Genomic DNA, 22795 nt, shown 5'->3' with positions numbered 1-22795 from the left:
CTTTTTTATTTGACAGATTATGATGAAACCTACCCCAATTCGCCTTGTACTGACGGCTGCCATGTGTGGCTTAACCTTAACTCAGCTTGCCTGTGCCAATGGCAACGCCAACGATGGCAGCATTTATCAATTTATCGATGCCGAACGCCAAAAATCCAACAATGCCGCCCTTTATCAATACGAACAAAGCATGAAAGGTACATTATTTGCCATGTACCCAACCTATTGGCGGTTAAACAACGAATTATCCAGCCACACACCTGACACCATCAATGGCTTTGTGCGTCAATACCCCAGCAATGTCATGAGCGAAAAACTGGCCGCCGACTACGCCGAAACCAAAGCCCGCCAAGGGGACTATGCTGCCGTGCGTGCTGTTGCAAATAGTATCGAAAACCCAGATGCCTCGGAGAGTTGTGCCATCGCTTTGGGATTCAACCAAAGCTCAGAATCCATGCGTGCGTTATACCAAAAACCCAATGTCTGGCTAAATACCCAAATCAAGCAACCACTGTGCGACAAATTGGCAAGCGAATTAAGCCAAAATAGCCGCATTAGCAACACTGACAAGCACGAACAATTGGTGCGAATGCTGCGAATAGATAAGCGACAATTATCCAGCCGCCAGCCAGCACTTGACAAAACTGGCGATATTTTATCGCTCATGCAGCAGCTCAATCTCCCTGTCAGCTACCAAACCCTGCAAGAGATTCGCAACAACCCAAATGGCTTTTTGACACGCTTTTCCCAAGAAGGCTACAGCCAAACCAACCAATACTTATACATCTACGCCATCAGCCTGCTGGCACATCGCTCTTATCAGGACGCTGCCTTGCAACTTGAGTTTGATATCAACCAAGACAATCGCCGCAGCCCAAGGCTGCTCTCAGACATGGCACGCCGTTATGCATGGCGTAGTATTGCGGTCAAACGCATGAACATGAATACCGATGATGGCTACAGCCGTGATGCCCTAACTTGGTTTAATAATAGCTTGGGCGAGCCGTTTAATTATGAAGAAGCCGAAGATTATGCCCAAGCGGCGATTCATTTTGGGCAATGGACAGACCTTGTCAATGCCATCGGTGCCATGACTGCCGTTGAGCAGCAAGAGCGAATGTGGCAATATTGGCTGGCACGCGGTTATGAACAAACAGGCAAACAAAGCCAAGCACGGCAAATTTATCAAACGCTTGCCACAGGCATTGATTATTATGGCTTGTTGGCAAAGGATCGATTGGGTCAGCGACTTAGCCTAAATGATATCGGTGGCAATACCCTGCCAGCCGTTGATGCCACAACCGCACAGCGTGTGATGGACAATCCTTATTTTGCTCGTGCTTTGTTATTGATGCAAAATAATGCAGGGCTTGAGCATATCAACCGTGAGTGGAACTGGGCGGTCAAAAAAGCCAGAGACGCAGGTGATATGCCACTGCTGCTCGCCGCCGCCAAAAAAGCCCATGACTTGGGTTATTATCATCGCAGTATCCAAGCGATTGAGACCACCGATATGGTGCGTAATGCCGCCTTATCGCACCCAACGCCATATTTGGATAGTATTACTCGCCACAGCCGTTCGGTTGGCATTGACCCTGCTTGGGCGTACGGCATTATCAGACAAGAAAGTCGCTTTCAGCCCACAGCCCAATCAGGTGCAGGTGCAGGCGGCTTGATGCAAATCATTCCCAGCACCGCCAACCAAATCGCTCGTGGCATGGGCGAAAGCACGGGAAGCATGAGCAATCCTGATACCAATATTCGCTATGGCACTTGGTTTTTGAACAATTTGGCAAATCGCACAGCAGGACAAATCGCTGTTGCCACCGCAGGTTATAATGCAGGGCCTGCAGCAGCTGTCAAATGGCTACCAAAGCACGGCTCCATCAGTGCTGACCAATATGTCGAGGCGATACCCTACAGCGAGACACGAGCCTATGTCAAGCATGTGATGGAAAATGCCACCATCTACAGCTTGTTGCTTGGCAACTACACACCCATCAGCCAACGCATGGGGCAGGTCAGACCACAATAATCAATCTTGAGAGATATTTCCATCAACTTAAGATGCAAATGATTTGTCTTTGGGATTATAAAATGATACACTAACTGCGATTTGGCATTTTTACCAATGCCTGTTGCAAAAATGTCCAATCATGCAATTTTTGGATTTCCCTTAATACATCAAGAAGGATTTATTCATGAAACAACCTGTTCGTGTTGCCGTTACTGGTGCTGCTGGTCAAATTGGTTACAGTTTGCTATTTCGTATCGCATCAGGCGAAATGCTTGGCAAGGATCAGCCAGTCATTCTGCAATTGCTAGAAATTCCTGTCGAAAAAGCACAACAAGCCCTAAAAGGCGTTATTATGGAGCTAGACGATTGTGCCTTCCCACTGCTGGTTGATGTTATCGGCACTGACGATCCAAATGTCGCCTTTAAAGATGCCGACTATGCCCTGCTGGTTGGTGCCAGACCTCGTGGACCAGGCATGGAGCGTGCTGATTTGTTGCAAGAAAACGCCAAAATCTTCACCGTGCAAGGCAAGGCTCTAAACGATGTGGCAAGCCGTGATGTGAAAGTTCTGGTGGTGGGCAACCCTGCCAATACCAATGCCTACATCGCCATGAAGTCAGCACCTGATCTGCCAGCGAAAAACTTCACTGCCATGCTACGCCTTGACCACAACCGTGCCTTGACCCAAGTTGCCAAAAAAACTGGCAAAGCAGTCAAAGACATCAAACAACTGACCGTTTGGGGCAACCACAGCCCAACCATGTACGCTGATTATCGTTTTGCCACCATCAATGGCGAAAGCGTCAAAGACATGATCAACGACCAAGATTGGAACGCCAATGTATTCTTGCCAACCGTTGGCAAGCGTGGTGCGGCAATCATCGAAGCTCGCGGTCTGTCTTCAGCTGCTTCAGCCGCCAATGCCGCCATTGATCACATGCGTGATTGGGCATTGGGTACCAATGGCGAATGGGTAACGATGGGCATTCCATCAGATGGCTCATACGGCATTCCAGAAGGCGTGATGTTCGGTTTCCCTGTTACCACCGAAAACGGTGAATACAAAATCGTTCAAGGTCTTGAAATTGATGAATTTAGCCAAGAGCGTATCAATATCACGCTCAACGAGCTTGAAGAAGAACGCGCGGCAATTGACCATCTGTTCGCTTAATCAACAAGCCAAAAGCACCGTCAAAACTGGCGGTGTTTTTTATTGCTTATCAAGTTTAGCTACATAAAGCATACATAAAACCCTTGTTTTAACTCCATCGGACTGCTACAATCAAAATACCTCCGCCACACTTGCAAGGAGGTTATAACAATAAACCCTAAACAAGGAGAGAGCCATGCTTGGTGATATTGACTACACCATGAATGAATTATTTGCCCAGTTGGGGCTAGAAAATAGCAATGCCGACATTGAGGCATTTATCGCAACCAACCAGCTTGATGAAGACACCACGCTGGCAACAGCTGAATTTTGGAATGACGCACAGCGTGCCTTTATTGTAGAAGAGTGGAAAAAAGATGCCGTTTGGGCAATGGTACTTGACGAACTCAATGCTCGATTGCATGAGGCCAACTAAGTTATCTTCCCAATGCAACCCTGCTTTTTGGCAGGGTTTTTATCAGCCAATCTTAAACGATTAATCCTGTAAAACCAATATACCAACCACAAATCACCGAACCGTCATCAGGCTGTCATCAGATGGTTATATTTGCTACTTATACTTGGTGAAGCGTCATTCACCAAAGGAGCAAACTGTGAAATTTCGTTATTTGTTACCCACTCTTGCCATCATTACGCAGCCTGTGATGGCAAAAAATATCATCTATCCGATTGATCGAGCCACCATAATGACAGGGGCAAAGTTTGATTTTAAAATTGAATTTGATGAAATTATCAATCCTGCCCAAGCCAGCATCTTAATCAATGGCAAAAAATTCAACACTGTACTAAGTAGCGATAATCAAGTTGAGTTCATTGCCAATGAAGAAGGTAAGAACGCTTCTGCTTTATGGCTTCGTAATGTCAGCCTAAAACAAGCAGGCGATTATCAAGTACAAGTGAGCGTCAATGGTAAACAAAGCACGGTCAATTGGTCTGCATACAACACACCAAATAAAGCCCAAGCCAAAAATGTCATCTTAATCATTGGCGATGGTCTATCCATTGCCCATCGCACAGGGGCTCGCATTTTATCCAAAGGCATAACAGAAGGCAAGGCAAACGGTCGTCTGGCTATGGATGATTTACCCTACATGGGTCTTATCGGCACCTCTAGCACCGATTCTATCGCCACCGACAGTGCCAACACCATGAGTGCTTATATGACTGGGCATAAATCTGCCGTCAATGCCCTAGGCGTATATGCCAGCCGTTCTAATGATAATTTTAATCATCCAAAACAAGAGCCTTTAGGTCAGCTGATTAAACGCTTAACCAAAAAATCGGTCGGTATTGTTTCCGATGCCGAAGTCCAAGATGCCACCCCTGCCGCTGTGGTTGCCAACACACGCCGCCGTTCCGAAAAAGCCGCCATTACCGAAATGTTATTTAATGCCAAGCCCGATGTGCTATTGGGCGGTGGATCTGCGTACTTTTTACCCCAGCATATGGCAGGCTCCAAACGAAAAGACGACAAAGACTTTATCACCGCCTTTAAGAATTCAGGCTATCGTGTGATAAGCAATGCCAGTCAGCTAAAACAAATTGATGGCAAAAATACCAAAAAACTTTTGGGCTTATTTCACACAGGTAATCTAAATACCGTACTCGATCGGCGTTTTTTAAATAACGGCAACACCGCCAAGTTTCCAGATCAGCCCGATCTAACCGAAATGACCAAAACCGCCCTTGATGTGTTATCGCAAAATAAAGATGGTTTCTTTTTGATGGTAGAATCAGCACTTATTGATAAAGCATCGCACTCGCTGGACTGGGAGCGGGCGATGGCAAGCACCATCATGATGGATCAAACGCTGGCAGTCGCCAAGGATTTTGCTGCCAAAAATCCAGACACACTAATCATTGTTACAGGCGACCACACGCACGGCATTTCTATCATTGGCACGGTTGATGATAATAAGGCAGGCGATCTGCGTGAAAAAATCGGTGTATATCAAGATGCAAAATGGCCAAATTATGAAGATAAAAATAACGACGGCTACCCTGATGACTGGAATGTCAGCAAACGCTTAGCAGTATTTTTTGCCGCCTATCCAGATTATTATGAGACTTACCGTCCTAAACTAGATGGTCAATTTAGCCCAACCACCAAAGATGCCCAAGGCAACTACATCGCCAATGACAAGTACAAAAATACCGCTGGTGCTGTGCTGCGAGCAGGCAACTTACCACGCGGTGCTGACAGTGGTGTGCATTCTGTTGATGATATGGTGGTTCAAGCCATCGGACCTGGTGCTGAAAATATCCGTGGCTATATGGAAAACTCAGATTTGTTTAAAATCATTGTCGATGCCCTAGCAATCAAATAAATAAAGTAAATCAAACAACAAACCCCCTCCATCACTCGATGAAGGGGGTTTAAATAAGGATGCTGACGATGACCTACTCTCACATGGGCGAACCACACTACCATCGGCGCTAAGACGTTTCACTTCTGAGTTCGGGAAGGGATCAGGTGGTTCCATCTTGCTATTGTCGTCAGCGTAAAAGGATTAACAACGCTGTTATGAGTCTGTTATTTGCATTTAACTTGTTTTGTTAAAATCAATTCAAGATATTTTCTTTATCAAGCTTATTAGGTAAAATCTTTACACTTATTCATACTAAACCACTTGGGTGTTGTATGGTCAAGCCAAACGAGCAATTAGTATTGGTTAGCTACATGTATCACTACACTTCCACACCCAACCTATCAACGTCGTAGTCTACAACGGCTCTTTAGGGAAATCTTATCTTGAGGTGGGCTTCCCGCTTAGATGCTTTCAGCGGTTATCCCATCCGAACATAGCTACCCGGCAGTGCTACTGGCGTAACAACCGGAACACCAGAGGTTCGTCCACTCTGGTCCTCTCGTACTAGGAGCAGATCCTCTCAAATTTCCAACGCCCACGGTAGATAGGGACCGAACTGTCTCACGACGTTCTAAACCCAGCTCGCGTACCTCTTTAAATGGCGAACAGCCATACCCTTGGGACCTGCTTCAGCCCCAGGATGAGATGAGCCGACATCGAGGTGCCAAACACCGCCGTCGATATGAACTCTTGGGCGGTATCAGCCTGTTATCCCCAGAGTACCTTTTATCCGTTGAGCGATGGCCCTTCCATACAGAACCACCGGATCACTAAGACCTACTTTCGTACCTGCTCGACTTGTGGGTCTCACAGTTAAGCGCGCTTTTGCCTTTATACTCTTTGAACGATTTCCGACCGTTCTGAGCGCACCTTCGTACTCCTCCGTTACTCTTTAGGAGGAGACCGCCCCAGTCAAACTACCCACCATACATTGTCCTTGATGTTGTTACATCTAAGTTAGAACCCCAACATAACCAGGGTGGTATTTCAAGGTTGGCTCCATGGCAACTGGCGTCGCCACTTCAAAGCCTCCCACCTATCCTACACAAGTTAGGTCAAAGTTCAATGTAAAGCTGTAGTAAAGGTTCACGGGGTCTTTCCGTCTAGCCGCGGGTACACAGCATCTTCACTGCGATTTCGATTTCACTGAGTCTCTGCTGGAGACAGCGCTGCCATCATTATGCCATTCGTGCAGGTCGGAACTTACCCGACAAGGAATTTCGCTACCTTAGGACCGTTATAGTTACGGCCGCCGTTTACTGGGGCTTCGATCAAGAGCTTCGCATACGCTAACCCCATCAATTAACCTTCCAGCACCGGGCAGGCATCACACCCTATACGTCCACTTTCGTGTTTGCAGAGTGCTGTGTTTTTAATAAACAGTTGCAGCAGCCTGGTATCTGCGACTGCCAACAGCTCAAAGAGCAAGTCTTATCACCATCAGCAGCGTACCTTCTCCCGAAGTTACGGTACCATTTTGCCTAGTTCCTTCAGCAGAGTTCTCTCAAGCGCCTTGGTATTCTCTACCTGACCACCTGTGTCGGTTTCGGGTACGATTTGTTTATGACTATCGCTTAGAAGCTTTTCCTGGAAGCAGGGTATTTGCCACTTCGCCAGTAAACTGGCTTGCTATCAGATCTCAGTAATAGTCTAGCGGATTTGCCTACTAAACCTACCTACATCCTTCCACCTGGACAACCAACGCCAGGCTGACATAACCTTCTCCGTCCCTCCATCGCATCATAAACAAGTATCGGAATATTAACCGATTTCCCATCGACTACGCCTTTCGGCCTCGCCTTAGGGGTCGACTCACCCAGCCCCGATTAACGTTGGACTGGAACCCTTGGTCTTCCGGCGAACGGGCTTTTCACCCGTTTTGTCGTTACTCACGTCAGCATTCGCTCTTGTGATACCTCCAGCATACCTTACGATACACCTTCACAGGCTTACACAACGCTCCCCTACCACTTAATTGAAACAATTAAATCCGCAGCTTCGGCTCCTAGTTTGAGCCCCGTTACATCTTCCGCGCAGGCCGACTCGACTAGTGAGCTATTACGCTTTCTTTAAAGGGTGGCTGCTTCTAAGCCAACCTCCTAGCTGTCTGTGCCTTCCCACATCGTTTCCCACTTAACTAGGAATTTGGGGCCTTAGCTGGCGGTCTGGGTTGTTTCCCTCTTGACGACGGACGTTAGCACCCGCCGTCTGTCTCCCGGATAGTACTCTTGGGTATTCGGAGTTTGCATCGGTTTGGTAAGTCGGGATGACCCCCTAGCCGAAACAGTGCTCTACCCCCCAAGGTATTCGTCCGAGGCGCTACCTAAATAGCTTTCGGGGAGAACCAGCTATCACCGAGTTTGATTAGCCTTTCACCCCTATCCACAAGTCATCCCCTACCTTTTCAACGGGAGTGGGTTCGGTCCTCCGGTGCCTGTTACGGCACTTTCAACCTGCTCATGGATAGATCACTCGGTTTCGGGTCTATACCCTGCAACTAAAACGCCCTATTAAGACTCGGTTTCCCTACGCCTCCCCTACACGGTTAAGCTTGCTACAGAATATAAGTCGCTGACCCATTATACAAAAGGTACGCCGTCACGGAACAAGTCCGCTCCGACTGCTTGTATGCACACGGTTTCAGGTTCTATTTCACTCCCCTAACAGGGGTTCTTTTCGCCTTTCCCTCACGGTACTGGTTCACTATCGGTCAGTCAGGAGTATTTAGCCTTGGAGGATGGTCCCCCCATCTTCAGACAGAATTTCTCGTGTTCCGCCCTACTTAATATGTTAAAATTGCAGTTTCGCATACAGGACTATCACCTACTATGGTTGGCTTTCCCACGCCATTTTGCTACTACAAGTCTAATCGGCTACTCCCCGTTCGCTCGCCGCTACTTGGGGAATCTCAATTGATGTCTTTTCCTCGGGGTACTGAGATGTTTCACTTCTCCCGGTTCGCCTCATAAAATAAATTATGATACCTAAGTTATCTTAGGTGGGTTTCCCCATTCAGAAATCGCCGGGTCACAGGATATTGCCACCTCACCGACGCTTATCGCAGGCTATCACGTCTTTCATCGCCTCTGACTGCCAAGGCATCCACCATGTGCACTTCATTACTTGACCATACAACCCCAAATAGTTTGTTGTCGTATGGGTAATGTGTAACGATTCACCTATGTTTACGCTTGATTCAGTTCTCTTTACTTTGTATTGATTGCTCAATACTGGTTAATTATTTGTTGGAATAAATAATTAACCCAGACTCATTACATGTTGTTAAATAATGTTATAAACTTCGTCAGTTTATAGATAGTTTCTACATTAAGTAGAAAGAAGAAATCTTCTAAAAGATTGCTTATTTCTAATTAATGGTGGAGTTAAGGAGAGTCGAACTCCTGACCTCCTGCGTGCAAGGCAGGCGCTCTACCAACTGAGCTATAACCCCATAAATGGTGGGTCTAATAAGACTTGAACTTATGACCCCCGCGTTATCAACACGGTGCTCTAACCAACTGAGCTATAGACCCGAAAGCCGTTAAAAAATTGCTTTTGCAACCTTCTAACTTTTATTCAACTAAAGAACAACTTGTTGTGAATTCTTGCCAATCAGATAACTTCGTTAAGGAGGTGATCCAGCCGCAGGTTCCCCTACGGCTACCTTGTTACGACTTCACCCCAGTCATCGACCCCACCGTGGTGATCGCCCTCTTGCGTTAGGCTAACCACTTCTGGTGAGATCAACTCCCATGGTGTGACGGGCGGTGTGTACAAGGCCCGGGAACGTATTCACCGCAGCATTCTGATCTGCGATTACTAGCGATTCCGACTTCATGGAGTCGAGTTGCAGACTCCAATCCGGACTACGATTGGCTTTTTGAGATTAGCATCACATCGCTGTGTAGCAACCCTTTGTACCAACCATTGTAGCACGTGTGTAGCCCTGGTCGTAAGGGCCATGATGACTTGACGTCGTCCCCGCCTTCCTCCAGTTTGTCACTGGCAGTATCCTTAGAGTTCCCGACTTAAATCGCTGGTAACTAAGGAAAAGGGTTGCGCTCGTTGCGGGACTTAACCCAACATCTCACGACACGAGCTGACGACAGCCATGCAGCACCTGTATGTAGATTCCCGAAGGCACTCTCGCATCTCTGCAAGATTCCTACTATGTCAAGACCAGGTAAGGTTCTTCGCGTTGCATCGAATTAAACCACATGCTCCACCGCTTGTGCGGGCCCCCGTCAATTCATTTGAGTTTTAACCTTGCGGCCGTACTCCCCAGGCGGTCTACTTATTGCGTTAACTGCGTCACTAAGTCTTCAAGAGACCCAACGACTGGTAGACATCGTTTACGGCGTGGACTACCAGGGTATCTAATCCTGTTTGCTACCCACGCTTTCGCACCTCAGTGTCAGTATGATGCCAGGAAGCTGCCTTCGCCATCGGTATTCCTCCAGATCTCTACGCATTTCACCGCTACACCTGGAATTCTACTTCCCTCTCACCTACTCTAGTTACCCAGTATCAGATGCAGTTCCCAGGTTAAGCCCGGGGCTTTCACATCTGACTTAAGTAACCACCTACGCGCGCTTTACGCCCAGTAATTCCGATTAACGCTTGCACCCTCTGTATTACCGCGGCTGCTGGCACAGAGTTAGCCGGTGCTTATTCTGTGGGTAACGTCAGGGCTAATAGGTATTAGCTATTAGCTTTTCCTCCCCACTTAAAGTGCTTTACAACCAAAAGGCCTTCTTCACACACGCGGCATGGCTGGATCAGGCTTTCGCCCATTGTCCAATATTCCCCACTGCTGCCTCCCGTAGGAGTCTGGGCCGTGTCTCAGTCCCAGTGTGGCTGATCATCCTCTCAGACCAGCTACAGATCGTCGCCTTGGTAGGCCTTTACCCCACCAACTAGCTAATCCGACTTAGGCTCATCTAATAGCGAGAGCTTACGCCCCCTTTCACCCGTAGGTCGTATGCGGTATTAGCTATCCTTTCGGATAGTTATCCCCCACTACTAGGCAGATTCCTAAGCATTACTCACCCGTCCGCCACTAAGTATCAGGAGCAAGCTCCCTAACTTCGTTCGACTTGCATGTGTTAAGCCTGCCGCCAGCGTTCAATCTGAGCCATGATCAAACTCTTCAGTTTAATCTTTTAAAGCTCATTTAGATATTACTAGCAAAATTTGCTCATCGTGTAAATGAATTAACTTTGAGATTTTTTGTCGAGATAATAAATAAATGATTTATTTTTTAATTTATTTAAGTATCTTGTATTGACAAAAATCCACACAAGTTGTTCTTTAGTTTGGATTTTAAATAGTTGTTGAACACTGTCGTCCAGTTGTTCAATGAGTTGCGTATTATATACGCTTTTAATTGTTTGTCAAGGGGTTTTTTATTTTTTGAATAAAAAATTTCAAACCGTATGAGCATTCAATTATACAGTATTAAATTTCGATGTCAAGCATTTTTTGAAATTTAATCTAATAATTGGTGGCGATGAAGAGACTTGAACTCTTGACCTCACGATTATGAGTCGTGCGCTCTAACCAGCTGAGCTACATCGCCGTTACAGGAGGCATATTCTAGCACAAATTTATGCCCTGTCAATAGAAAATTTGAAAAATTTTTGGCAAACCGATAAGCCGGGTTCTGTCGTGGACAATCATTCATCTAGGCGTGCCGTCGCCGACACGCTCAAGCAACCTACCCGAACTCTGAGCGGGCCACCCATTGAGTTCCTATTTGGTCTTGCTACATGTGGAGTTTACCTTGCCATGAACTGTTGCCAGTCATGCGGTGGGCTCTTACCCCACCGTTTCACCCTTACCCAACCACTCAACCGAAATTTTTAAAACCCGATAATCAATCAGCAAAAAATTCGGTTGAGTAGTCGGGCGGTCTATTCTCTGTTGCACTTGTCGTAGGCTTACGCCCCCTAGCCGTTAGCTAGCACATCGCCCTATGTAGCCCGGACTTTCCTCCCTTTAAGCAATTGCTTAAACAGCGATTGTCTAGTCTGCCGAATTTATTATAGCATAATTTAAGCATCGGCGGTAAGTTTTTGATATTTTGCCAACAATTGCTCTTGGGTTTCTGGGTAATTTGGGTCTTTGGGAATGCAATCAACAGGGCAAATGTCCACGCACTGTGGCGTTTGATAATGCCCAACGCATTCGGTACACAGGTCAGGATTGATGACATAAATATCCTCCCCTGCAAAAATCGCTTCATTGGGACAAACAGGCTCACAAACATCACAATTAATGCATTCTTCGGTAATTTTTAGTGCCATTATCGCACCTCTTAAGCTGTGGCAAATTTATTCTGAAAAGCCAGCTGCACCGACTCGGGGACAAATTTGCTGACATCGCCACCTAATTTTGCCACTTCTCGCACCAAGGTTGATGAAACAAAAGAATATTCTTGCGATGGCGTCAAAAATACCGCCTCAAACTCATCATCAAGGCTGCGATTCATATTGGCAAGTCCAAATTCGTACTCAAAATCACTCACCGCACGCAAGCCTCTTAAGACCGCTGTCGCTCCTTGTTTGCGTGCAAAATCCACCAGCAAACCTTCAAAACCAACGACCACAACACGCGGATTGTCGGCAAAATATGCCTGCACCAAGTCAATGCGTTCGTCAAAATCAAAAAGCGGTTTTTTGTGGTGAGCAAACGCCACAGCAATCACCACTTCATCAAACAGCCGCAAAGCACGCTTGACCAAATCAATATGTCCATTGGTTATCGGATCAAAAGTACCTGGATATAAAACTTTGGTCTTGTGTGCTTGAGCAATCATTGTTATGCCTACTGGGTGTAAAAGCAAAATTAAAATCAAAACGCCTATGGTAGCAAATTTTGGGGAATTTTTAAACCAAAATTCAAAATGGCGATGCGTCAATTATGTCTGCCCAATTGACGCTTTGAATGATTTAACGCTTACAAAATCCCTGTTTTTGTAAAAATTCCAGCATAAATGGACGCACCTCTGCACCAAAAGTTGCGGCGATTTGGGCTCGCCAGTCCAAATCCAAACCACGCCCTTGGTAGTATTCTCGCACCACTTCATTATATTTTTCAAGTTTGCTCTCATCTGCCACCTGATAAGTGTCTGTTGATACCAAAATATCCAGCGGCAGTCGAGGACGCTGCGATTGGTTAATTTTTGAGCTCATGTCAGGGTGCCCAAGGCATAAGCCAAATAATGGCACAACATGCTTAGGCAAACCTAGCACTTCGCTGGCTCTGGCAATATCATTACGCAAACTGCCAATATACACGCCGCCCAAACCCAAACTCTCAGCAGCTGCCAGTACATTTTGTGCCATTAATGCCGCATCAATCGCCCCAATAATCATCACCTCTGTCCAGTCGGTTTGCACTTTGGCAAGCTGATTATGGCGATGGCTGTCCATACAAAATACCAAATATTCGGCACAATCTTCAACATAGGCATGACCCAGTCGCTTACCTTCTGCCAACGCCTGCTCATATTGTGCTTGGCTTAGGTCGCAAGAAATTTGTCGCAATGCAGTACGCTTAGCCTTGTCCGTTACACGGATAATACTACAAGCCTGCAAAAAACTTGATGTCGATACTGCACGCCCTGCCTCAAGCACGGCACTTAGCATCTCTTCTGAAATTGGCTCGCCTGTGTATTTGCGAATAGAACGGTGGTTGAGCAAGGTTTCGATGGTTGGCTGGCTGTTTAGCATAACTTTTCCTCAAGTATTATTAATCATAAGCATATTAGCAAATTATGGCACACGCACGCAACCTCAAAAACAGTTTGCAACAAAATCAACCTTCACAAAAGCCGCCTTGTATGATTGCACAGAATTTATTATCTTTGCTATAATTGGCAGCAAATTTATAAATAGTCGCCAACGCCACCACCAAACCATGGCAACTGCGGCAACCAACGCAAGCAGGACAATCGATGGCAAAAAAACCTGACAATCAAATCTGTGCGAACAAAAAGGCACGGCATGAATTTTTTATTGAGGAAACTTTTGAGGCAGGATTGGTGCTTGAAGGCTGGGAGGTCAAATCAATCCGTGCTGGCAAAATGTCAATCACCGAAAGCTATGTTATCTTTAAAAATGGCGAGGCGTTTTTATTTGGTTCGCACATTCAGCCACTGCTGACCAGCTCAACCCATGTCAATCCTGACAATATTCGCACACGCAAACTGCTGCTTAATCGCCGTGAGATTGATAAATTATTTGGCATGGTACACCAAAAAGGCCATGCTGTTGTCGCCTTGTCATGCTACTGGAAAAATGGCCGTGTCAAATGCCAAATCGCCCTTGCCAAAGGCAAAAAGCTGCACGACAAACGAGCCACGCTCAAAGAGCGAGATTTCGCCCGCGACAAGCAGCGTGGGTTTAAGCACCAATTTTGACAGACCAGACAAAATACAAAACACCACCTGCCCAAACCAACCAACAAAGAGCTGATGGCAATGAATTTGACAAATAACCACACACTTTATATCGGTCGCATTGGCTTGATGATTGCCAGCTTGATATTTGCTGGCTGCCAAGATACACAAACAGCAAAAAATCTTGCCATCATTGACACCAGTGAGCAGAGCCAACAAACTGCCGACAACAATTCGCATAATGCCGATAATTTGTTAAATAAAACTAAAAAATCCAGCAGTGAAAGTGATGATACAACCAACAAACTCATCACCACCGATGATGGCAAGCTGCGACTAAATTGGGCAGTCATTGACAGCAAAACAGCACAGGTTGATGCTGATAATTTTCAATATCCTTTTGGCGTTGATAGCCAGCCTGTGCTTAATTATGCCAACAACTTTAATATCACTGCCAAGCAAGCACAGTACGCCATGATGCTATCCATGGCAAGTCCTGAAGCACTGGGAAAAATCATTAATCAGCTAGGTGGTAACTATCTGGGTCATACTTTTCAAGATGGTGCAAATCCTGCTCTAATTATCCAAACCACCCCAGCAATCATCGCCGAAAAGCATGATTATGTCATCGCCGATAGCTTTGCACAAGGGTTGGTTTTGCCAATTGAAATTGTTAATAAAAACTAATCTTATAAACCGATAAATCACCCAAGCAATCATCAGCTGCTGGCTATGCGTTTTTTCTGTTGATTGATCCCAAATAAATAGCAACAAGCGTCAAGCACACCCCCAGCCACTGCACGCTGTCAATTGCCTTGCCCAGCCAAAAATAATCAAGCAATAATGCAGCCACTGGCTCGGACAATAATAACAAACCCGTCAGTGTCAAACTTAATTTTGGGATACTATAGGCAATCACACCCCATGCCAAACACTGCATGATGGCACCATAAATCACAATCCAACCAATCTCGGTCAGTGAACTGGGCAATATCCGACCGCCATCAAGCCATAGCATCAGTGGCAACAATATCATCATGCCACCGATTGCCACCAAAGTCATCAATGGCAAAATCGCCACCGTTTCGTATCGATGTGCTTGCCTGACCCAAGTCATGGACAATGCCAAGCACGCTCCAGAGGCAATACCTGCCACAAAGCCAAATCCCGCTTGCATATTGCTGGCGAATTCAGGGCTGGCAATCAATCCGATGCCAAAAACCGCCAGTACTAAGCTGATAATCCGAACCATGCTTTGTTTTTCTGAATAAAACAACACACCAATCAGTGCCAAAAAGAATATCTGCAAGCTGTTTAGCAAGGTTGAAATCCCAGGACCGACAGCATGAATACTTTCGTGCCACAATGCCAAATCCAGACCCAATGCCGCCCCTGACAGCAACGCAAAGCCGATCGCTCGCCTTGAGCTAGGGAAGTGCTGGCGAAAAATCACCATCAAACAACCAAATATCAGCGATGACACCAACAACCGCCAAAATGCCATGGCATAAGAACCCACCGACACATGTGCAACAATCAAACTGCCCATGCCAAATAATACACACCCCACCAAAAGCCCAAACACTGGCAAGCTCTGGTTGTTGCGACTTATCTCTGGACTATTCATCTATTTCTTCCAAAATTACTCGATTGGTGGGTGTATCTATCAATATTGACAAGTCATTTTTGGCGGTTATTGGTTGGCAACATGACGGCAAACTGTCGGTTGCAAAATGCAGCACTCGGCAGGCATGGCTTGGGTCTGCAAATAAATCCATCACTATGCTCAACTATTAATTATTTTTTCATTATAAAATTAGCTATAATCATTAAGCAATGCCAAAAATTGCTCTTCGGATACCACAGCAATGCCCAATGCCATCGCTTTGTCAAGTTTACTGCCTGCTTTTTCGCCAGCCAGCAAGCGTGTGGTCTTGGCAGAAACACTGCCAGCAACCTTTGCCCCCAATGCCATCAGCTTATCTTTTGCCTCATCACGCCCCATCTGATGTAGCGTACCTGTTATCACCCAAGTCTCGCCAGTCAGTGGCAAACTATCGCTATCAGGAGCTGTCATCGTCGCCCAATGAACGCCAGCATCAATCAATGCCTGCACCACTGCCATGTTGTGCTTAGCACGGAAAAAATCATAAATTGACTGTGCGGTAATTTCGCCAATATCAGGCACTGCTTGCAACTGTGCCAATGTAGCATCACAAATTGCCTGCAAAGTGCCGAATTGGCTTGCCAGTGCCTGTGCTGTACTCTCGCCCACGCCACGAATGCCCAGTGCAAAAATAAAACGAGGCAAAGTGGTGCTTTTGGATTTTTCGATGGCGGTGAGCATATTGGCAACTGATTTTTCGCCCAAACCCTCAAGCGTCATCAGATGCTCTTTGTGCTGATGCAGCTGATAAATATCCGCCACGGTTTTAATCAGCCCCATTTGCCAAAATTTCACCAGCCACTGACCGCCCAAACCGTCAATATCCATCGCACGGCGTGCCACAAAATGAATCAAAGCCTCCTGCTGCTGAGCGGCACAATACAGCCCACCTGTGCAACGAGCCAATGCCTCACCCTCAGGCAAAGCCACAGGTGAGCTACAAACAGGACAGTGTGTCGGCAGGGTAATGTCTTTGGCATCGCTTGGTCGCAACTCAACAATCACGCCTGACACTTTGGGAATAACATCTCCTGCCCGATGGACATTGACCATATCGCCAATTTTGATCCCCAGCCGTCCAATTTCGCCAAAATTGTGCAAAGTAACATTGCTCACCATTACGCCACCGACATTGACAGGCTCAAGTTTGCCCACAGGTGTCAATGTGCCTGTGCGTCCAACCTGCCATTCAACATGAATCAGTCGTGTTGGCACAATCTCGGCAGGGAATTTATACGCCGTAGCCCAGCGAGGTTCTCGGCTCAAAAAACCCAGTTTTTCCTGCAATGACAGTGAATTAACCTTAACAACCAAGCCATCAATCTCAAACGGCAAGCTGCTGCGTGTTTTGATAATCTGATGATAATAATCCTCAATGCCATCAAGAGTGGTCGCAGTTGCAAAAGGTGCAGTCTGAAAGCCCAGTTCGCCCAACCACTGCAAAGCCGCCGATTGTGTCTTGATGCCATCTGGCAGCCCTTGATTGACCGAATAGGCAAAAAAAGCCAGCGGTCGTGCGGCAGCAATGGCAGGATTGAGCTGACGCAATGAACCTGCTGCTGCGTTTCTTGGGTTGGCAAAAGTTTTCTCGCCACGAGCCAGACTGTCTCGATTAAGCCTCTCAAACCCTGCCTTTGGCATCAATACCTCGCCACGAACCTCCAGCCACTCAAGCTGCTCACACCCCGCCAAAACTTGTGGCAAATTGGCAATGGTTCTGACATTGTGCGTAATATCCTCGCCCACTCGCCCATCGCCACGCGTTACCGCTTGCACAAACCTGCCATGATGATATTTCAGCGAAACCGCCAAACCATCAAGTTTTAGCTCCATCTCATACTCATCAATATGGACACCAGCACGCTCATTGGCTCGCCGCAAAAAATTCGCCAAATCCGTTTTGTCAAAGACATTGCCAAGCGACAACATCGGTACATCGTGTGCCACCTGAGTAAAAAACGGCAACGGCTCTCCACCAACCGTCTGAATCGGACTGTCTGACTGCACCAATGCTGGGTGCGTCGTCTCAAGTGCCATCAGCTGCTCACGCAACTTATCATACTCGCCATCGGTGATGGTCGGTGCATCCATCACATAATACGCATGGTTGTGTTTTTTGAGCAAATCAATCAAAGCGCGCATTTGCTCAATGATTGCTGCATCGGTCGTTGGCTCGTTGGTCGTCAAGGAGAAATTTTGGTCAGTCATGGTACAATCTTATCATCGCCCAGCTATGAAATTGATTAATATTTAATCAATATTGATGGTTATTCTGATAACAACTGGTGGTCATCAGCGTGCATATTTAACCAACTTTGGACAACTAAGTCAATCGATAAATAGCTTTGTGGCACTTATCATTATCAAGATTTTGGCAATAATTTGTCAAATTGGCACAAGTGTTGTTTAACCCATGGAAAATCAGCAAAACGAGCAAAACAAATCGCAAGAAACTTATCGGCAAGAGTGCAATTTGCCAAGAAAATTGCTATCATTAGTAGCTGTTGATGACCGCTGATGATTTTGGTCATTTATGTTTATTATTTTTATAAAATAAATTAAGGTAAAATGTATGACAGATTCGCTAAATATCCACATTATCAACCACCCACTGGTACGCCACAAACTATCGCTGATGCGAGAAAAAGACTGCAGCACTTATAAATTTCGCACCCTCGCCAAAGAGCTGGGGCGACTGATGGCGTATGAGGCGAGTCGTGATTTTCAGATAGAACGCTTCGCCATGCAAGGCTGGTGTGGCGAAATTACTGGTGAACAAATCAAGGGAAAAACCGTAACGCTGGTGCCAATTTTGCGTGCAGGATTGGGCATGCTAGATGGTGTGCTGGACTTGTTGCCCACCGCCAAAATTTCGGTCGTTGGTCTACAGCGAGACGAACAAACGCTTGAGCCTGTGCCGTTTTTTGAGAAATTTGTTAATGACATTGACAAACGCCCTGCACTCATTCTTGACCCAATGCTTGCCACAGGTGGCAGTATGGTTGCAACCATTGATATGCTAAAAAAACACGGCTGCACCAATATCAAGGCACTGGTGCTGGTTGCCGCCCCAGAGGGGGTGCGTTGCGTCAATGCCGCCCACCCCGATGTGAAAATCTATACCGCCGCCCTTGATAGCCATTTAAATGAAGACGGCTACATCATTCCCGGCCTTGGTGATGCTGGCGATAAGATTTTTGGCACACCACAGGTGGTTGGTTAATTTGCATATTTAATCATGCGTCAATACATGGCACACTTGATTGGGCAATTCTCCTTGGATATTTGTACCATGCCACACAAGGCCATCTAGGGATTGCTTGAAAGTTTATCAAGCAAATATTGTTGTCAAATAATAAAAACACCATTTTCATAAATTTGGCAACATTTATCCTAGATTTGCACAACCATTTGGTACCCATCTTTTTAAGTCATCATTATAACCCCATGACTCAAGAAACAATGGCGAAATATCCAAGCCTTCTTGTGAAATAAATTTAGGGACCATCCTAGATAACCAACCCAAACTACCCTTAACTAATTGTTTTAAAATGGAAATTTGAGATTTAAGGTCATTGTTATTAAAACGCCATTCGCATTCTTTAAGATAAAGCTCAAAGTGTTCTTTGGGAACACCGTTAAATTTGCGTAAATGGCGTTTTGCCTGATTCCAAAAATTCTCTATTCCGTTAATGTGATTTTGTTTTTCTGCAAAGTGCGTACTGTGATTGATTCTAAAGTGATTAAATTCACTAACATCAAGCACATCATAGCTTTTGTAGAAATCTGTGTAAACAATGCTGTCAGGCTTTACTTTTTCTCGTATAATGGGCAATAAAGTGACCGACTTTGTATTAGGTATAAACCTTGCCATTTCGCTTTAATAAGCCAAATACCGCAGTCTTACCGCTTGCACCACGACCACGCTTACCTTTGCGTGTTCCGCCAAAATAGCTCTCATCAGCTTCAACTTCGCCATCTAGCATTTCTAGGTGCTGACTGTGTTGATAGATGAGTAGGCGTAATCGGTGAAAATAGTAAGCAGCTGTTGTTTTATTTACATTGGCTAATTGAGCTGCCGTTCTTGCAGTAACACCTGCAACAAACAGCTCAATGAGTTTGTTTTGTTTATACTGACTTAGACGACTTTTTCTCATTGGGTTATTTTAACCTAAATGGAGTTTTTGGTCATTATCTAGGACAGTCCCATTTTTTATTATTTTATGAAATGAAAAACTTGTAACTGTTACCACTTTTAAACAAAATACCCGATGTCGGGTAATTTAGAAAATGAAACAACCTTTCAAATGTATCGCTGGCGAGACATTTGAAATTTAATTTCAAAAACAAAAAATCAGATAAGGATAATAATCACATAAATGGATGCCAGTGTCCGTTTTAAACACCCGAAAGAGGGCGTAAGAGAGCTTATTTTTATGTTCGCAGATGTCTGCGAAACAGTCATTAAAATTATCAACCGTTAGCAAAAGCCCCGATGTCGGAACAAGTGAAACATTGTTTCATCTTAATACAAATCTCTTAAAATGACCGATGTCGGTCATTTTGACAATCTTTTAAAACGGGAAACGTTTTCCGTTTTGCAACAAAAACCGCCCCAAAACCTTAGAAATCAAGGATTTGGGGCGGTAGCGAGAATGCTTAAATAAATCCAATCGTTGCACTTGTTGGCGGATGTATTATAACCCAAAATGGGTAAAAGCGAAAACGTTTTCGCTTTTGGGCGGTGATTTTTTAAACTTGTTTGAGAAATTTGCATAAAAAGCAAAGGCCCTGGTTCAAAAAGTATGCTACACCCACCCATAGTTGATATAATGAAACACCAAGTCAAATGCTTTAAGATGATTGGTTAGGTTTTTAGAGAAACAACACGTTTTTCTAAATGCTCGCCTAGCAAAGGTTCTAAGCCTTGTGTTATTGCCTTCAATACCAACGGTAAAGCGTTTACCCACTTGTTTGATAGAGTGCTTAAAAGCCGTCAGAAAGCTGTCCCAATCATCACAAGCAATTTTATCAAAACTTATACCTAAACTCATCAGTTTTGACCTTAACTGTTTGGCAGTAGCAAGGTTTCTTTTGCCCCATACATAGGCAACAATCTCACCTGTGTGTCTATCGTACGCATAGATGAGCCAAACTTTGTTTTTCTTGTTACCCACACAAGTCCAAAACTCATCTATCTTTCAGGTATTGTAATGCTTTTGTCTTGGTTTGATTTGGTGATTACTGTTTGCAAGCACACTAAGCACTTTGCCCTTACTCACTTGTTCAAGTATCACAATGTCAGCAATGCTACAACCACGAACTAACATTAAGCGTATTTTGTTATCTATGTAAGATTGACAACCTTTGTAAGTAAGCTGTAAATGATGAACAAACTGTTTATGACAATCTTTGCAAAAATAGTTTTGTTTGCCATAGCTTTTTATGCCATTATGTAGCACTTGCACAAAACCAACCACAATAAAAGCAGCTCTTTGGCTACTTTTTCTTTGATTTCTTATTGCTTTTAATGGGTTTAACTACTCTCTGGGGTATTTGTCGCCCACTGATAACGTGTTTCGCCTTTTCTTATTCCTGTTTGGATAACCAAGCCTTGTTGAACCAGTGGTCTTAGTACGTTATAAACAGCTTTGCTTTGTCTTTTATCAGGCTCTGCGCTTGTGTTTTCGACACTGTCTAGCATCAGCGCTTGTTTTGCGATTTCATGCGTTAATAATGGCTTATCTGCTTGTTTTAACACCTGCACTACTAGGGTTTTGATACTATTTTTAAAAGCAGATGTTCTTAATTTGGGCAGTTGGTCTATTTCGCCCATGATTTTAGCAGCTTGGGTGAGAATGTGAATTTGGTGGTCAATCTCTTGGATTTGTTTGTGTAGTGCCTGTTTGTGCTTGATAAGTTTATCAATTCTATTGGCGATACCGCTGTTGATATGAGAATCTGCCATATTATCCCCTTATTGTTTTGGTTTTTTCATTGGTTTGTCGGTGTTTGTTAAGCTGCTAAAGTTTCAACGCGCTTTTTATTGCCTTGCCAATATCCACGCCAATCATCGGGTGGTAAGCTGGTCAAACATTTAGATACCACATCATTAAAAATGACGCCATTGCTTAGACGGCGAGTATCTTCACGATAAGCAATTTCATTGGCGTATTCGTATAGGTAGGTATTGTTCATTTTGTGAACTTGCCCGTAGTACATGCGCTTAAAGCGACTAAAATAGCTTTCTGCTAAGTTATTGGTCACACCAGCATCAGAGCGATATTCCTTTTGGTGGTTGACGCGCTTTAGGTCATGAAAATAAATCAGGTTGTCATAAGCTGGGCTTTCATCGGTATGGATGGTACTGCCTTTGGTGATATGCTTGTTGGCAAGCTGATTAACAACTTTGCTGTTTTCAGATTTGGCGATAAAGGCAATGGTGCTTCTTGCACCAATTTGTTTGGTGTTTTGTTCATCATCTTGCTTGGCAAAACTATCCCGCATAACTAAAATCGCACGTTTTAGTGGGTTTTCGTGTTGCTTTAAGCGTCTGTCAACACGCTCACTCTTTTTATTCTTGGGTTTTTGACTAGAATGGACATAAGTGGCGTCCATATGCACAATACCGCTCAACTGCATCGCTTCTCGCTGCTTATGCACCTTTAGAGCTTCTTTGATTTTATGTAGCAGTACAAAAGCAGTTTTGTATTGTACATTTAAATCGCGAGCAATTTGTAAAGCAGAAATACCCTTAGCTGCATTCACATACAAGCTACAGGCAAACAAAATATCACGAAGTGGCAATTTGTGATGTGCAAATAACGTACCTGCTGTCACTGAAAAGCGGTAATTGCAGTGCTTACACTGCCATTGATGACGTGTTTTAATGAAATAGGCTTGATGCTTCTCACCACAACGAGGGCATACCACCGCTCCACCAGCGCCCCAACGCAACTTCTTCATTGTCATCACCGCCTCATATTCGCTCATGCGAGCAATAGCAATCGGTGATAGATTGCGTGCTTCAGCAGAGAGAAGGAAGTGTTGTGGCATAATATAATCCTTTTATATATCGTATATGATGATTATATACTAAGAACCAAACTTTGACAAGTATAAAAATATCGTTTATAATGAAAAAAATTGTTAAATGATTTTCTGGTATGTA

General features: G+C 44.9%; 14 protein-coding genes, 3 tRNA genes, 3 rRNA genes, 1 other RNA gene and 2 pseudogenes. 7 read left to right on the top strand and 16 right to left on the bottom strand.

Going from position 1 to position 22795, the window contains the following annotated elements; genetic code table 11:
• Positions 1-22 precede the first annotated feature (22 nt).
• The 4 genes from EL162_RS03510 to EL162_RS03495 all read left to right on the top strand — a co-directional run bounded on the left by EL162_RS03510 (position 23) and on the right by EL162_RS03495 (position 5515).
• Positions 23-2035: a lytic transglycosylase domain-containing protein gene (locus EL162_RS03510; RefSeq protein ID WP_126331657.1), complete on the top strand. Its 2013-nt coding sequence runs from the start codon at positions 23-25 to the stop codon at positions 2033-2035.
• Positions 2036-2201: 166 nt separating this feature from the next.
• Complete coding sequence (locus EL162_RS03505) at positions 2202-3188, top strand: malate dehydrogenase (RefSeq protein ID WP_076554853.1); 987 nt, start codon at positions 2202-2204, stop codon at positions 3186-3188.
• 175 nt (positions 3189-3363) lie between these two features.
• A complete protein-coding gene (locus EL162_RS03500; RefSeq protein WP_126330124.1) occupies positions 3364-3603 on the top strand; it encodes a DUF2789 family protein in 240 nt (79 codons plus the stop codon).
• A 178-nt stretch (positions 3604-3781) separates the two neighbouring features.
• Positions 3782-5515, top strand: coding sequence for an alkaline phosphatase (locus tag EL162_RS03495; RefSeq protein WP_197718994.1), 1734 nt, complete (start codon positions 3782-3784; stop codon positions 5513-5515).
• Between the two features lie 60 nt (positions 5516-5575).
• Here EL162_RS03495 and rrf read toward each other — a convergent pair.
• From rrf to nfsA, 10 genes are all read right to left on the bottom strand, one after another.
• Positions 5576-5689 (bottom strand): 5S ribosomal RNA (gene rrf / locus EL162_RS03490).
• Between the two features lie 140 nt (positions 5690-5829).
• Positions 5830-8686 (bottom strand): 23S ribosomal RNA (locus EL162_RS03485).
• 246 nt (positions 8687-8932) lie between these two features.
• Positions 8933-9008: transfer RNA gene (locus EL162_RS03480), tRNA-Ala, on the bottom strand.
• A gap of 5 nt (positions 9009-9013) precedes the next feature.
• Positions 9014-9090, bottom strand: a tRNA-Ile gene (locus EL162_RS03475).
• Positions 9091-9183: 93 nt separating this feature from the next.
• Positions 9184-10713, bottom strand: a 16S ribosomal RNA gene (locus EL162_RS03470).
• The 16S, 23S and 5S rRNA genes sit together here with 3 tRNA genes alongside, the layout of an rRNA operon.
• 345 nt (positions 10714-11058) lie before the next feature.
• Positions 11059-11135 (bottom strand) — tRNA-Met (locus EL162_RS03465).
• Positions 11136-11192: 57 nt separating this feature from the next.
• An RNA gene (gene rnpB, locus EL162_RS03460) (RNase P RNA component class A) lies at positions 11193-11593 on the bottom strand.
• A 17-nt stretch (positions 11594-11610) separates the two neighbouring features.
• Positions 11611-11862 carry a YfhL family 4Fe-4S dicluster ferredoxin gene (locus EL162_RS03455; RefSeq protein WP_076556233.1) on the bottom strand — a complete coding sequence of 84 codons (252 nt, stop codon included), beginning with the start codon at positions 11860-11862 and terminating at the stop codon, positions 11611-11613.
• A gap of 11 nt (positions 11863-11873) precedes the next feature.
• Positions 11874-12374: a pantetheine-phosphate adenylyltransferase gene (gene coaD, locus EL162_RS03450; protein WP_076556232.1), complete on the bottom strand. Its 501-nt coding sequence runs from the start codon at positions 12372-12374 to the stop codon at positions 11874-11876.
• A gap of 133 nt (positions 12375-12507) precedes the next feature.
• Entirely contained in the window at positions 12508-13290 is a 783-nt protein-coding gene (nfsA, locus tag EL162_RS03445; protein WP_126330123.1) for an oxygen-insensitive NADPH nitroreductase, read from the bottom strand.
• Between the two features lie 224 nt (positions 13291-13514).
• Here nfsA and smpB point away from each other — a divergent pair, with 224 nt between their 5' ends.
• Both smpB and EL162_RS03435 read left to right on the top strand, forming a co-directional pair.
• Entirely contained in the window at positions 13515-13979 is a 465-nt protein-coding gene (smpB, locus tag EL162_RS03440) for an SsrA-binding protein SmpB (protein ID WP_076556230.1), read from the top strand.
• 60 nt (positions 13980-14039) lie between these two features.
• Positions 14040-14645, top strand: a complete 606-nt coding sequence (locus EL162_RS03435; RefSeq protein ID WP_126330120.1) for a hypothetical protein — start codon at positions 14040-14042, stop codon at positions 14643-14645.
• Positions 14646-14688: 43 nt separating this feature from the next.
• Here EL162_RS03435 and EL162_RS03430 read toward each other — a convergent pair whose 3' ends face one another.
• Both EL162_RS03430 and ligA read right to left on the bottom strand, forming a co-directional pair.
• Positions 14689-15585 (bottom strand): DMT family transporter, encoded by an 897-nt coding sequence (locus EL162_RS03430; RefSeq protein WP_126330118.1) that lies wholly within the window; start codon positions 15583-15585, stop codon positions 14689-14691.
• 189 nt (positions 15586-15774) lie between these two features.
• Positions 15775-17832: an NAD-dependent DNA ligase LigA gene (gene ligA, locus EL162_RS03425; protein WP_126330116.1), complete on the bottom strand. Its 2058-nt coding sequence runs from the start codon at positions 17830-17832 to the stop codon at positions 15775-15777.
• A 364-nt stretch (positions 17833-18196) separates the two neighbouring features.
• Between ligA and upp the strand changes: the two genes are divergently transcribed.
• Positions 18197-18847, top strand: coding sequence for a uracil phosphoribosyltransferase (gene upp, locus EL162_RS03420; RefSeq protein WP_126330114.1), 651 nt, complete (start codon positions 18197-18199; stop codon positions 18845-18847).
• A gap of 297 nt (positions 18848-19144) precedes the next feature.
• Here upp and EL162_RS03415 read toward each other — a convergent pair.
• The 4 genes and pseudogenes from EL162_RS03415 to EL162_RS03400 all read right to left on the bottom strand — a co-directional run.
• Positions 19145-19781 (bottom strand): annotated as a pseudogene (locus EL162_RS03415) (IS1595 family transposase); the annotation flags it as partial.
• A gap of 651 nt (positions 19782-20432) precedes the next feature.
• Positions 20433-21107, bottom strand: a pseudogene (locus EL162_RS03410) (IS1 family transposase).
• A 53-nt stretch (positions 21108-21160) separates the two neighbouring features.
• On the bottom strand, positions 21161-21592 hold the full coding sequence (locus EL162_RS03405; RefSeq protein WP_126330112.1) for a hypothetical protein: 432 nt from the start codon (positions 21590-21592) through the stop codon (positions 21161-21163).
• 47 nt (positions 21593-21639) lie between these two features.
• Positions 21640-22680, bottom strand: a complete 1041-nt coding sequence (locus tag EL162_RS03400; RefSeq protein ID WP_126330110.1) for an IS1595 family transposase — start codon at positions 22678-22680, stop codon at positions 21640-21642.
• Between the last annotated feature and the right edge of the window lie 115 nt (positions 22681-22795).

The sequence above is a fragment of the Moraxella cuniculi genome, assembly GCF_900637105.1.
Taxonomy (GTDB): domain Bacteria; phylum Pseudomonadota; class Gammaproteobacteria; order Pseudomonadales; family Moraxellaceae; genus Moraxella; species Moraxella cuniculi.
Note: the sequence above shows the minus strand (reverse complement) of the source record. Positions and strands in the feature narration are given on the sequence as shown.

Coding starts and splice junctions, on each gene's coding strand:
- EL162_RS03510 (WP_126331657.1), top strand. CDS start 23: ATGAAACCTACCCCAATTCGCCTTGTACTGACGGCTGCCATGTGTGGC.
- EL162_RS03505 (WP_076554853.1), top strand. CDS start 2,202: ATGAAACAACCTGTTCGTGTTGCCGTTACTGGTGCTGCTGGTCAAATT.
- EL162_RS03405 (WP_126330112.1), bottom strand. CDS start 21,592: ATGGCAGATTCTCATATCAACAGCGGTATCGCCAATAGAATTGATAAA.
- smpB (WP_076556230.1), top strand. CDS start 13,515: ATGGCAAAAAAACCTGACAATCAAATCTGTGCGAACAAAAAGGCACGG.
- EL162_RS03455 (WP_076556233.1), bottom strand. CDS start 11,862: ATGGCACTAAAAATTACCGAAGAATGCATTAATTGTGATGTTTGTGAG.
- upp (WP_126330114.1), top strand. CDS start 18,197: ATGACAGATTCGCTAAATATCCACATTATCAACCACCCACTGGTACGC.
- coaD (WP_076556232.1), bottom strand. CDS start 12,374: ATGATTGCTCAAGCACACAAGACCAAAGTTTTATATCCAGGTACTTTT.
- EL162_RS03500 (WP_126330124.1), top strand. CDS start 3,364: ATGCTTGGTGATATTGACTACACCATGAATGAATTATTTGCCCAGTTG.
- ligA (WP_126330116.1), bottom strand. CDS start 17,832: ATGACTGACCAAAATTTCTCCTTGACGACCAACGAGCCAACGACCGAT.
- EL162_RS03435 (WP_126330120.1), top strand. CDS start 14,040: ATGAATTTGACAAATAACCACACACTTTATATCGGTCGCATTGGCTTG.
- EL162_RS03400 (WP_126330110.1), bottom strand. CDS start 22,680: ATGCCACAACACTTCCTTCTCTCTGCTGAAGCACGCAATCTATCACCG.
- nfsA (WP_126330123.1), bottom strand. CDS start 13,290: ATGCTAAACAGCCAGCCAACCATCGAAACCTTGCTCAACCACCGTTCT.
- EL162_RS03430 (WP_126330118.1), bottom strand. CDS start 15,585: ATGAATAGTCCAGAGATAAGTCGCAACAACCAGAGCTTGCCAGTGTTT.